Annotated in this window: 6 protein-coding genes and 1 pseudogene; 6 read left to right on the forward strand and 1 reads right to left on the reverse strand. The window is 69.2% G+C overall.

Translation table 11 applies throughout. The features are described 5' to 3' along the window. Nucleotides 1-29: 29 nt before the first annotated feature. Nucleotides 30-1,271, reverse strand: a complete 1,242-nt coding sequence (locus tag GFH49_RS25645; RefSeq protein WP_155055961.1) for an IS256 family transposase — start codon at nucleotides 1,269-1,271, stop codon at nucleotides 30-32. A gap of 375 nt (nucleotides 1,272-1,646) precedes the next feature. Between GFH49_RS25645 and GFH49_RS25650 the strand changes: the two genes are divergently transcribed. From GFH49_RS25650 to GFH49_RS25670, 6 genes and pseudogenes are all read left to right on the forward strand, one after another. Beyond that, complete coding sequence (locus tag GFH49_RS25650) at nucleotides 1,647-2,999, forward strand: IS701 family transposase (protein WP_155058455.1); 1,353 nt, start codon at nucleotides 1,647-1,649, stop codon at nucleotides 2,997-2,999. Nucleotides 3,000-3,186: 187 nt separating this feature from the next. Then, nucleotides 3,187-4,500, forward strand: coding sequence for a DUF4365 domain-containing protein (locus GFH49_RS25655; protein WP_230396493.1), 1,314 nt, complete (start codon nucleotides 3,187-3,189; stop codon nucleotides 4,498-4,500). Then, nucleotides 4,497-5,102 carry an argonaute/piwi family protein gene (locus GFH49_RS25660; RefSeq protein WP_155058457.1) on the forward strand — a complete coding sequence of 202 codons (606 nt, stop codon included), beginning with the start codon at nucleotides 4,497-4,499 and terminating at the stop codon, nucleotides 5,100-5,102. Before GFH49_RS25655 ends, GFH49_RS25660 begins: the two co-directional genes overlap by 4 nt. Then, the gene (locus GFH49_RS25665; protein ID WP_155058458.1) at nucleotides 5,102-5,950 is read left to right on the forward strand and encodes an argonaute/piwi family protein; all 849 of its coding nucleotides are present in this window, start codon (nucleotides 5,102-5,104) and stop codon (nucleotides 5,948-5,950) included. The genes GFH49_RS25660 and GFH49_RS25665 overlap by 1 nt, the downstream gene beginning before the upstream one ends. A gap of 248 nt (nucleotides 5,951-6,198) precedes the next feature. After that, nucleotides 6,199-6,392 (forward strand): annotated as a pseudogene (locus GFH49_RS40385) (methylenetetrahydrofolate reductase); the annotation flags it as partial. A gap of 547 nt (nucleotides 6,393-6,939) precedes the next feature. Further along, the gene (locus GFH49_RS25670) at nucleotides 6,940-13,209 is read left to right on the forward strand and encodes a protein kinase domain-containing protein (RefSeq protein ID WP_230396494.1); all 6,270 of its coding nucleotides are present in this window, start codon (nucleotides 6,940-6,942) and stop codon (nucleotides 13,207-13,209) included. Nucleotides 13,210-13,219 lie beyond the last annotated feature (10 nt).

Raw genomic sequence — 13,219 nt, forward strand, 5'->3', positions numbered from 1 at the left:
GGTCGTGTCCCTTCCCGTGGTGTAGCCGATCATCCGGCGGTCGTGTTGGTGGTGTTGGGTAGCGCGGGGGCGCTTTCGGGGCGCTCGGCGGGGTAGAGCTGGTCCATGCTTCCCTCGGGGAGGTAGCGGCGGGGGAAGGCGATCCACTCGTCGTGCAGTTCGAAGAGCACGGCGGTGACCAGCCGTAGGAGCGCGTCATCGTTGGGGAAGACCTGGACGACGTCGGTGCGGCGCTTGACCTCGCGGTTGATCCGCTCCAGCGGGTTGGTGGACTGGATCTTCTTCCAATGTCGCTCCGGGAAGGCGGCGAAGGCGGTCAGGTCGTCCTTCGCTTTCAGCAGCATCTCCTTGACCTTCGGGAACTGCTTGCCGAGCATGTCGGCGACGCTGTCGAGCTGGGTGCGGACCGCGTCGGCGGTGGGCTGAGCGAAGATCGTGCGGATCGTCGCGGCGACCATCTCCGCCGCATCCTTGTTGATCACGCTGAACACGTTGCGCAGGAAGTGAACACGACAGCGCTGGTAGGCGGCCCCGAGCATGACCTTGCGGATGGCCTTGACCAGCCCCAAGTGGTGGTCGCCGATCACGAGCCGGACCCCGGTCAGACCGCGTTCGCGCAGGTGGCGCAGGAACTCGGTCCAGAACACTTCGGTCTCGCTGTCGCCGACCATCACGCCCAGCACCTCCCGGCCGCCGTCCTCGGTGATCCCGGTGGCGATGACCACGGCCCGGGAGACGATCTGGTGCTCGACCCTGGCCTTGCAGTAGGTCGCGTCCAGGTACACGTACGGGAACCGGAGGTGGTCCAGGGGACGGGTACGGAACGCGGTCAGTTGGCCGTCCAGGTCCTGGCAGATCCGTGAGACCTCGCTCTTGGATATCCCGGTGTCCGCGCCGAGGGCCTTGACCAGGTCGTCGACCGACCGCGTGGACACGCCGTGGACGTAGGCCTCCATGATGACCGCATACAGAGCCTGGTCGATGCGGCGGCGTCGCTCCAGCAGCGCGGGGAAGAAGCTCCCCGACCGCAGCTTGGGGATCGCCAGGTCCAGGTCGCCGGCCTGGGTGCTGATCGTCTTGTCGCGGTGGCCGTTGCGAAGCGCGGTGCGCGTCTCGGTGTGCTCGTTCCACTCCGCGCCGATCCGGGCTGTGGCCTCGGCCTCGATCAGTTCCTGGAGCATCCGCTCGGCCACACCGCGGACGAGTTCGAGCCCGTCCGCCGAACGTAGTGACTCCAACAACCGGAGTAGGTCATGCTGAGACAGGGCCACCCTGCACCTCCCGCGTTGAACTGGCCGTTCATTACGGAGAGTTGCACGGTGGCCCGCCCTACGGGCAGGGAGCGGAAGCCACGTCGACACACGCCCCCGGCGCACTCCCTAACCGTGATCGGCTACACCACGACAAGGGACGCCATCCGAAGCAGGCTGAACAGTCGGCCGGCCCCACTGCCGCGCACTCTGGGTGAAACGAACGGCCGGCCTCGGAACTTCCAGGCCCCAAGCCTCCGGGGCCTCTCCTCCCGCAGGCACACACCCGTCGTTGTCAGTCACGGCAGCTGTAAGTCTTGATCGTTGAGGCGTCCGTGCAGGTCAGGGTGGGGGTGGCCGCGGACACGGGAACGGCCACCGTGATCATTGACGTGTGTGAAGACGATCAAGAACCAGGTGGCCGTGGAGGCCACGATAGCCGAGCGGGTCTGGACGGCGGCGTTCGGGTCGCTGATGGCGGCGGTGGCCGTCTGCTTCCCGCGCCGGGACTCGCGGATGCTGGGCCGGGCGATGACGCAGGGCATGCTGATGGAGCTGGAGCGGCGCAACTGCTGGACCCTCGCCGAGGCGCTCGGGCACGACGGGCCGCACCGCCTGCAGCACTTCCTCTCGCGCGGCGCCTGGAACCATGACCTGGCCCGCGACCGTCTCGCCGCCTGGGTCGCGGCCGAACTCGCCGACAACGAAGCCGTGCTGATCGTCGACGAGACGGGTGACGAGAAGTCCTCCACCGACTGCGTGGGAGCCTCCCACCAGTACTCCGGCGCTCTTGGCGGGGTGGGTCTGTGCCAGGTCGCCGTCCATCTCACCTACGCCTCGCCGCGCGGTCACGCCCTGATCGACCGCGAGCTCTACCTGCCCGCCGCCTGGGCCGAAGACGAGGAGCGCAGGCTGCTGCGGCACGTGCCCGACGAGGTCACCTTCGCCACCAAGCCTCAGCTGGCCGCCGCCATGCTTCACCGCGCCCGTCAACTCGGCCTTCCCGCCCGCTGGTTCACCGGCGACGAGGTCTACGGCAGCCTGGAGCTGCGTCGCACCGCCCGCACTCTGGACTTCGACTACGCCCTGGCGGTCAGGGCCGACCATCGCGCGAGCACTGCCGTGGGCCGCTTCAGCGCCACTGAGCTGGCGGCGAAGGTGCCGGCCAGGGCCTGGATGCGACGACGTACGGGCAACGGCACCAAGGGCGACCGCCACTACGACTGGGCCCTGATCGACGTCCTGGCCGACGACGCCCCCGTGGACCGGGACGAGGCCGGGCACGCGTTCCTCGTCGTGCGCCGCCACCGTTACACCCGCGAACTGTCCTTCTACCGCTGCCACTCCACCACCCCCGTCAGCCTCGCGGTCCTCGTGAACATCATCTGCACCCGCTGGAAGATCGAGGAGGATTTCCAAGGCGCGAAGGGCCTGGCCGGACTCGACCAGGGCCAGGTGACCTGCTGGACCTCCTGGATGCGCTGGAGCCTGATCAGCTTGTTCGCCGCCGCCGTCCTCGCCGTCACCCACGCTGCCACCCGCACCGTCGAGGGAACCGAACACGGCCTTCAACTCGCCCCGGCCAGCTACCGCGAACTCCTGGCCGTCCTGCGGATCACCGCACTCCCCACGCCCCGCCGCGACCTCGAGCACGTCCTGCACTGGTCCGCCTGGCGCCGTCACCACCGGCACCAGGCTACTGAGGCCCACCGCCGATGGAACAACATCACCGCGGCGGCGACCACATGACCAGAGCCAGACGATCAAGACTTACAGCTGCCGTGTCAGTGGTCCCTCATATCCTGAGTTGACTCGGACCACGCGGGAACGACGGAGGATCACTGCATGGGGTGGGACAACAGCACGCGACGTCGGCCTCTCAGATTCAGTCAGACTGCGAGGCGTAAGTCTGCAGTCTTCTCGGATCACTGAGCAGATGCCGAAGCGCAGCGTCCAGCAGCGGGCTGGGTACCGGGGCGAGGCATTCGTCGACAAGGCCGTCTCCGACGCCGGCCACGTGTGGAACGACACCAAACGTGACTTCGCCGTCGACGGTCAGATCGAGTTCGTGGACTCCGACCTGGAAGTCACCGGCGTCGCCGTCCTGGCCCAGGTGAAGGCCACAGAAGCCGGATTTCGGGGCGAGACCGACACCGGATTCAAGTTCCCGTGCAAGGCCGACCACATCGACTACTGGCTTCGGTTGGGCCGACCGGTCGTGCTCATCTGCGTCGACCTGCGCATCCAACAGGCATGGTGGAAGCGCGTCGACACCTGGTTCGCCGACGCTGAACGCAAGGCACGGCGCGTCGTTCAATTCGACAAGACCGCGGACCGCTTCGACCCCGATGCCTTCAGCCAACTGTCAGCCATGGGCGTGCCGGCCGGCGAGCCGCTGCCACGGCTCGAAGGAAGCGAGCAGTTGGTCTCGAACCTCCTTACCGTCGAGGGCTTCGCTCCGCTCATCTACGAAGCGTCCACCCCCTGTCGTGACCGCGGCGATGCCTGGGAACGGATGCGCTCGAACGGCAACCAGTTCGAGAGCGGCTTCGTCCTGGCTGCCGGACGGATCTTCTCACTGTGCCGACTGGACGAGGGCCCGCTCGCCGTGCTGTGCGACGGGCCGGTCACCTCCATCCCGACTCAGGAATGGGCGACCGCTGAGGACCCCGACCTGCAACGCCGCTTCGTCTCCCTGTTGAACTTCACTCTGCGCTCCGCCCACCATCCCGAACTGGTCTGGCATCCCACGAAGAAGGTCGTCTACATGCAGGCCCCGCCGGACCGGTCTCACCGGAAGATCAAAGGCCGCTACCGCGGCAGCCGCGGACGCACCTTCTTCACCCCGTACTTCGGCAAGGACGACACAACCAAGATCAATTTCTGTCGTCACTACGCTGCTGGCCTGTACTTCCGGCGCTGGGGAGGGCAGTGGTACCTGGAGATCAACCCCACCTACCACTTCACCATCGACGGCCAGCGCGACTCGCTGTACGACGCCGAGTACGTCCAGAAAATCAAGCGGCTGGAACGCAACAACGCCGTCTATCAGCTCGTACGCGCCTGGGCCGACTATCTGCAGGGCGAGGACACCCTGTTCAGGAGCCGTGATGAGCGCATCCGATTCGGCCAGCTCTTGAAGCTCGAATGTGATGCCGCCATCGACGAAAGCGTCTGGATTCCGCAAGAGCCCGCGCCGAAGCCGAGCGTGCATGGGCTGGCCGAGGGACTGTGGGAGCTGCCGCAATGAAAGCACCGGTGCTGCACGAGCCGGAACTGGAGTTCCGGGCCGGAAACCGCCACATCGATCCCCGCTACGGCATCAGCGTGTTCGGCCCGGCCGACGCCGACTCCCCTACCGGACCCCGTCAGATCCCCATCGCCCTGGTCGGCCCCGCCCGTGCGGTGGACGGCATCCGGAGCTGGCTGCGTCGCTGCCAGGACCACATCGAAGCCAAGGAGACGAAACCCGGGCAGGAGAACCTTCACCAGCCCTTCCCTGGCTTCAGCTCCGACTCCCCGTTCGGCGCCGAGCTGGTCTTCGACGACGCCCTCGTCCGCGAGATCCCCGAACGCCAGTTGCGCCGCCTGGCCCGCGCCGACACCGTCTCCGCCACCGCCGACGCGGTCGAGATCTACGCCGACGCCGCCCGGTCTCTGGCCGAGACCGGGCGCTGCCGGGTCATCATCTGCGCCCGCCCTGAAGAACTCCAGGACAGAGAAGACCATCCCCCGTCGGAGGAGGCGGCGCCTGACCACGAGGAGGGACAGGACGAGCGAGAGGCCGGAGCCGATTTCCACGACCAGCTCAAAGCCACCGCGCTCACGCTGTCAGCCCCCCCCTGCAGCTGATGCGCAAGGAGACCTGGACCGGGATCCCAACCAGGACCAGCGGGCAGACCACCCGTCCGCTGCAGGACGAAGCCACCCGGGCCTGGAACCTGCACTCCGCCCTGTACTACAAGGCCGGCGGGACTCCCTGGCGCATGCAGCGCCACAGCTCCGACCTGGCCACCTGCTACGTCGGAGTCAGCTTCTACCGCACAGCGAACGGAAACGAGCTGCACACCGCCGTCGCCCAGGTGTTCAACGAACGCGGCGACGGCGTCGTCGTCCGCGGCGGCACCGCGCAGATCTCCAAGACCGACCGCCAGCCCCACCTGACACTCTCCGACGCCCGGCAACTGCTGCTGGACGCCCTGGCCGAATACCGCACCACCCACGGCCACCAGCCTGCACGCATCGTCGTACACAAGACCTCGAACTTCACCACAGGTGAGATCGACGGCTTCCACGAGGCAGCAGACCTGCGCGACATCGACCATGTCGACCTGCTGTGGATCCAGCGGCGCGGCGCCCCGCGCCTGTACCGCACCGGCCAACTCCCATCGCTGCGCGGCACCAGCCTCCGACTGGACGCCCGTTCCCTGCTCCTGTACACCCGCGGCTCAGTGCCGTACTTCCGGACCTACCCCGGGCTGTACGTCCCCCAGCCACTGCTGATCCGGCCCGCAACACACGGCACGGATCTGCTGACCGCCAGCACCGACATCCTCGCCCTGACCAAGATGAACTGGAACAACGCCCAACTCGACGAACGCGACCCCCTCACCCTGCGCACCGCCTACCGAGTCGGTTCCATCCTCAAACACGTCCCACCCGATGCCCGCATCGCCACCCGCTACGCCTACTACATGTAGGCAAAGGCGTCCCCACCAGTCAGACCTCTCAACAGCGGCTTCGCGGCGCGGCACGTCTATGGGGGCTTCGGCCTGCCAGGGTGCCGCATTCAGGCTGGATTTCACGCTCACCCCGCCCTCCGGGGCGGGGTGAACACGTACAGATCATGGAGGCCGTCAGGGAGCGATACCGGGGCCGTCGGCCTGTGCGCAGGAAGCGATGTCCTCGGCGGCGTCAGGGTCGTGAACAAAGCCGAGACCGGAGGGACGCACCGACTTCCGTCTCGGTGATCTACGGCGTTGGCGGGTCGACACGAGGCCGGACCTTCAACGTCACCGGACGGCTCGCCCAGGAGACCACGCTGCGCTCACCCCCGTCGCTCATCTCACCGCCGTCAACCACAGCCTCGCCGAACTCCGCAACACCCTCAGCCACTACGCCGACCAGGACGTACGCAATGTACGACGCGGCCGAGCGCACGTTCGTCACCGCTGATCGCCGATACCTCAACGGCGAGTCTTTGCCAGTAACTGATCATGACGTTGCGTGATTGATCAGATGGTGCGGTCGTACTCAAGCTAGACGAGGGCTGCGGCCCACGACATGCCTCACGGCGACATATCGCCCTCGCCCTCGATGGCTGGCTGCGCGCCAAGGGCTACCCACCTGTTCTGACGCCGGAGGAGCCGGTGGGCAACCTTTCGCCATGCGGCATCAGCGCACGGTAGCTGCACAATGATGGAAGCTTGACGCAGTTTTTCTCTGCGCACTCGGCCCGATTGGATTGCACGTTGACGTCGTCAACAGGTCGCACGGGTGGCTGCCTCGGCCTGTTTCGTGTACGATGCCCGAGCCGAAGGTGTTTCCTGGCCACACAGGGCGCCCGGAGCCGCCGTGGGGAGTCCCGCGCGCCCGATGGGGTCGCGGGAAGAAGGCAGAGGAGTGGGCCGTGGAACGGGAGACGATCGCCGGTCGGTTTCGACTGCTGGGGGCGATTGACTCGGGCAACATGGGTGAGGTCCACCGGGCCGAGGACCTGCAGGTGGCCGAGGCAGGCGCCGACCGGATCGTTGCCGTGAAGCTCATTCTGCGCCGTCGGTCGGGCGCGCACGTCAGCACCGGGGCGGACGACAAGACGGTGCAGCGTTTCGCTCGCGAAGTGCGCATCATGGGCATGCTCAAGCACCCCAACCTGCCCCGGACGATCGACGGCGGTGTGGACCGCGCCGACGGTACGGAACCCGATCTGCCCTACCTGGCCATGGAGTTCCTGGACGGCCATCCGCTCGCCGACCTCGTCATCGAGGAGCCCCAGCTGCCCGTGCCCTGGGTGGCCGCCATCGGCGTGCAGATGGCCGACGGGCTGGCCGCCGCCCACGCCGTGGAGGTGGTCCACCGGGACCTGAAGCCCCGCAACGTCATGCTGACGCGCGGCGGGCTGGTGAAGGTCCTGGACTTCGGCATGGGCCGCATCGTCGACGACCCCGACGGCACCCAGCTCACCAGCACGGGCGTCACCGTCGGCACCGCCCGCTACATGGCGCCCGAGCAGTTCCAGGGAAAGCTGGTCACGCAGGCCGCCGACCTCTACGCCCTGGGCTGCGTGTTGTACGAGATGCTGGTGGGCGTCCCGCCCTTTGTCGGGGAGTCCGCGTACGAGCTCGGCGAGAAGCACGTCCACGAGCCGCCGACCCCGGTGCGTCTGATCCGCTCCGACATGCCGGAACCGCTGGCACGGCTGGTCGACCGGCTGCTCGCGAAGGACCCGGCCGACCGCCCCGCCGACGCGGTCGCGGTGCGAGAGGCGCTGTTGCCCTTCGTGGTCGAGGACGCCACACTGCCCGCCTGGGGCGAGTTCGATCCCGTGTGTCGTCTCCTGGAGATGCGTTCCGAGGGCCCGGCCCCCGCCGCTCTGCCCGAGCAGGGCCGCTCCCCGTCAGCTCCGTCCCGCGAGCCGCGCCAGTCGGCCGGTGACGGCATGGACGTCTTCGGTGTCCACCGCAAACTCATCGACGACTACCGCGACTTCACCGAGGGCGGCACGGTGATCCGCGACGACCGGATCGCGGCGTTCGTCGAGGACGACCTGAACGCCAAGTCCCAGTGGCCCGACCCGTGGCTATCATTGAACCCCTTCTTCGCCTCTGCCGGCACCGTCGCCGAACTGGCCACCCGGGAGGTGCTGCACCCGGAGTGCGCGCGGATCTTCCAGGCGGGGAAGACGCACGGGGGCACCGTCTGTGACGGCCGTCCGCTCACCCTGCACCGGCACCAGCGCGAGGCCGTCGACGCCGCTCGCACGGGAGTCTCGTACGTCCTGACCACCGGAACCGGCTCCGGCAAGTCCCTGTCCTACATCGTGCCGATCGTCGACAAGGTGCTCCGGGAGCGCGAGGCCGAGGGCCCCGCCGCCCGCAAGCGGGTACGGGCGATCATCGTCTACCCGATGAACGCCCTCGCCAACAGCCAGCTGAAGGAGCTGGAGAAGTACCTGCGCGACGGGTACGGCGCCGGGCGTGAACCGGTCACCTTCGCTCGCTACACCGGTCAGGAGGACGACACCCGGCGCCGCGAGATCCGCGACAACCCACCGGACATCCTGCTCACGAACTACGTGATGCTGGAGCTGATGCTCACCCGGCCGGACGACCGCAAGAGCCTCATCTCGATGGCGGAGGGGCTGGAGTTCCTCGTCCTGGACGAGCTGCACACCTACCGCGGCAGGCAAGGCGCGGACGTGGCGCTGCTCGTCCGGCGTGTCCGTCAGGCGTGCCGGGCCGACCGGCTCCAGTGCGTCGGCACCTCGGCGACCATGTCGACGGAGGGCACGTGGGAGGACCAGCGGCAGGTCGTCGCCGAGGTGGCCTCGAAGCTGTTCGGTACCACCGTCCGGCCCGAGCACGTCATCGGTGAGACGCTGGTCCGGGCCACCAACCCCGCCCCCGACGCGGTCCCGGCGGAGCGGCTCACGGCTCCGACCGCCCCGCGCGCGTACGCCGACCTGGTCCGCGACCCGCTGGCCCGCTGGATCGAGACGCGCTTCGGCCTGGCCGAGGACGAGGTGACCGGCCGCCTGGTGCGGCAGAAGCCCGCGAAGATCGAGGACGCCGCCGCGGAACTCGCCGAGGTGAGCGGCGTACCGGTGGACCGGTGTGCACAGGCCCTCCGCGACACGCTGGAGGCAGGGTCCCAGGCCCGTCATCCGGTCACCGAACGCCCGCTGTTCGCGTTCCGGCTGCACCAGTTCCTCTCCAAGAGCGACACCGTGTACGTCACCCTGGAGGACAAGGTGAGCCGCCACCTCACCCGCGACTACCAGCGCGTCCAGCCCGACAGCGGCGGCAAGCTGCTGATGCCGCTCGCTTTCTGCCGCGAGTGCGGCCAGGAGTACCTGACCGTGTGGCGGACGGAGAAGGACCGCGAGGTCCGCTACGAGCCCCGCCGGGACACCGCCGCCACCGGCGGCCGCCAGGGCGACGGATACCTCTATGTCGACCCCGACCGCCCGTGGCCGCTCAATCCGGACGAGGCGATCGCCGACCGCCGGCTGCCCGAGTCCTGGCTGGAGATCGACGACCGCGGCCAGGAGACCATCAAGAAGTCCTACCGGGACCGTGTCCCGCGCGCGGTCAGAGTCGACCCGTACGGCGCCGAGGGCCGCGGAGAGCTGCACGCCGCCTTCATCCCCTCCCCGTTCCTGTTCTGCCTGCACTGCGGTGTCGCCTACGAACAGACGCGCGGCAAGGACTTCGCCAAGCTGGCCACCCTGGACCAGGAGGGCCGCTCCTCGGCGACCTCCCTCATCTCCGCGTCCGTGGTCCGCTCCCTGAAGGCGGTTCCCCCTGAGGCGCTCGACAAGGCGGCGCGCAAGCTGCTCACCTTCGTCGACAACCGGCAGGACGCCTCCCTCCAGGCGGGCCACTTCAACGACTTCGTCCAGATCACGCAGCTGCGAGGCGCGCTGTACCGGGCGGCCCTCGACGCCGGGGAGGACGGCGTCCACCACGAGGAGCTGGCCTCCACCGTGGCGAACGCCCTTGCTTTGGAACCGGCCGACTACACCGGCCAGTCGGACCTGCCGCCCGCGCTCGCCCGCGCCGCCGCCAAGACCCTGCGCGATGTGATCGCGTTCCGGCTCTACCTCGACCTGGAGCGCGGCTGGCGCATCACCATGCCCAACCTGGAGCAGACCGGCCTGCTCACCATCGATTACGAGGACCTGCAGTGGGTCGCCGAGCGGGACGAGCGCTGGCAGGACACGCACGCCACGCTCCGGGACGCCGACCCGGCCCTGCGCGCCGAGATCGTGCGGACCCTGCTCGACGAGATGCGCCGGTCGCTCGCCATCGACGTCCAGTACTTCCGAGACGACTTCGACTCGCTCCAGCGGGCCAGCGAGGAACGTCTCGTCGACCCGTGGGTCCTGACCAAGAGCGACAGCCCCAAGGTGGGCACCGCATACCCCCGCCCCTCCAGACCCGGCCTGGACCGCTCCGGCCTCTTCCTCTCCGCGCGCGGCAAGTACGGCAAGTACCTGCGCCGCACCCACACCGGCTTCCGCGACCTGGACACCGACGACCTCCAACTCGTCATTGAGGAACTGTTGAAGGTCCTCGCGAAGGCTGGCCTCGTCACGGAGATCACCGAGGCGCCGCAGCGCTCCGGCCGCTTCCGTGCCCCCTCCGGCCCGGCCCTCACCGGGTACCGCGTCTCGGCGGCCTCCCTCATCTGGCGCGCAGGCAGCGGACAGACCGGCGCCCACGACCCGCTGACCCGCACCTACGCCAGCGGCGACGGGCCCCGTGTCAACACCTTCTTCCGCGACCTCTACCAGCAGGCCGCCGCCGACCTGGCGGGCCTGTTCGCCCGCGAGCACACCGCGCAGGTCGACCCCGGCGAGCGCGAGAAGCGTGAAGAGGCCTTCAGCAAGGCCGAGTTGAAGCTGCTCTACTGCTCCCCCACGATGGAGCTGGGCGTCGACATCTCCTCGCTCAACGCCGTCATGATGCGCAACGTCCCGCCGACCCCCGCCAACTACGCGCAGCGCAGCGGGCGCGCCGGCCGGAGCGGGCAGCCCGCGCTCGTCACCACGTACTGCGCCACCGGCAACAGCCACGACCAGTACTACTTCCGCCGCTCCGCGCGCATGGTCGCGGGCGCAGTCGCTCCGCCCCGCCTGGACCTCGCCAACGAGGACCTCGTCCTGTCCCACCTCCAGGGCATCTGGCTCGCCGAGACGGGCATCGCGCTGGGGCGGGCCATCCCCAAGGTCCTGGACACCACCTTCGACGAGTCCGCCGGCCGACCCGACCCCGCGCTCCTCCTGCACGCCGACATCGAGGCCGCCGCAGCCGACCCCGGCGCCCAGGCCCGTACCGTGGCCGCCGCCTACCAGGTCCTCGGTCCGCTGCTGCCCGAGTTCGCCCGGACGACCTGGTGGGACGAGAAGTGGATCGAGGACCGGGTGCGCTCGGCGCCCGAGCGGTTCAATCTGGCCTTCGAGCGCTGGCGCGACCTGTTCCGGGCCGCCCTGACCGAGCAGTACGTGCAGAACCGCCGCCGCAACGACTTCACGCTCACCGAGGGCGACCGCCGGCAGGCCCGGCGGCGCCGCGACGAGGCGGAGACCCAGCTCGCCCTGCTGCGCAACGAGACCCCGGACAGCAAGTCCGTCCTCTCCGACTTCAACCCCTACCGCTACCTTGCCTCCGAGGGCTTCCTGCCGGGCTACTCCTTCCCCCGTCTGCCGCTCGCCGCCTACATCCCCACCACTGGCCGCCGCCAGGGCGACGGCGACTACCTCCAGCGCCCCCGGTTCCTCGCCATCCGCGAGTTCGGCCCCGGCGCGCTGATCTACCACGAGGGCGCCCGCTACCAGGTCACCCGCATCCAGCTGCCGCCCGACGCCTCCGGCGACATCGTCACCGGCGAGGCCCGCCGCTGCGGCCACTGCGGCTACCACCACGACCCGCAGCAGCGCGCCGACCGCTGCGAGATGTGCGGCCAGACGCTGGGCGCCGCCCTGTACGGCCTGCTCCAGCTGCACACCGTCTACACCCAGCGCCGCGAACGCATCTCCTCCGACGAGGAGGAGCGGCGCAGGGCGGGCTTCCGCCTGGAGATCTCGTACCGCTTCCAGGACCATGGCGCCCGCAGGGGCCGCCAGGACGCCGAGGTCGCGGACCCGGCCGGCCAGCTGGCGACGCTCTCGTACGGCGACTCGGCGACCGTCCGCATCACCAACATGAGCCGGCTACGCGCCAAGGAGAACGAGCCGCCCGGCTACTGGCTGGACCCCGCCGACGGCCGCTGGATGAACGAGCGGGACGCCGCCGAGGCCTCCGGCGACTCCAGCGAGATGCCCGTCGTGGACGCCGACGGCAACGAGAAGCGCCGCAAGAAGCGCGTGATCCCGTACGTTGAGGACCGCCGCAACATCCTGGTCCTCACCCTCGACGAACCGCTCGACGAGCCCGTCGCGATCTCCCTGATGTACGCCCTGGAGCGCGGCATCGAGACCGCGTTCGAGCTGGAGGACTCCGAACTCGGCAGCGAGCTCCTGCCGCCCGACGACGGCCCCCGCGAGCGCCTGCTGTTCATGGAGGCCGCCGAGGGCGGCGCGGGCGTGCTCCGCCGCCTCCAGTCCGAGCCCGGCGCACTGGCGAAGGCAGCCCAACAGGCGCTGGAGATCTGCCACTTCGACGAGCACGGCAACGACACGGGCGGACCGCACCCCGACCGCCCGTGCGCCCGAGGCTGCTACGAGTGCCTGCTGACCTACGGCAACCAGCTCGACCACGCCGCCATCGACCGCCACTCGGTGCGAGACCTCCTGCTGCGCCTGGCCTCCGCCACGGCCGAGCCGGAGTCCCGCGGCGAGTCGCCGACCGAGCAGCACCGACGGCTCGTCCAGCAAGTGACCCAGGCACCCCAGGCCGAGGCCGACGACGCCCCCGCGGAGCCCGCCGCCTCCACACCCCTGGAGCGGACCTTCGTTACCTGGCTGAAAGAGTGCGGCCTGCGCCTGCCCGACGAGGCGCAGACCCTGGTCACCGAGGCGAACGCGGTGCCCGACTTCGTCTACCGCATGCCGGGCGTGAACCTCGCCGTCTTCGTCGAACACCCCGACGCCGAGGAGGACGCCACGCGCGACGCCGACGCCGAGGAACGCCTGTACGACGCGAACTGGGACGTCATCCGTTTCCCCCACGACGGTGACTGGGACGCGATCGCCGCCCGGCACGGCCGGTACTTCGGCACCGGCCACCCGGCGCCCTGACCGGCCGGCC

It is taken from the genome of Streptomyces blattellae (genome assembly GCF_009709555.1).
Lineage (GTDB): Bacteria > Actinomycetota > Actinomycetes > Streptomycetales > Streptomycetaceae > Streptomyces > Streptomyces blattellae.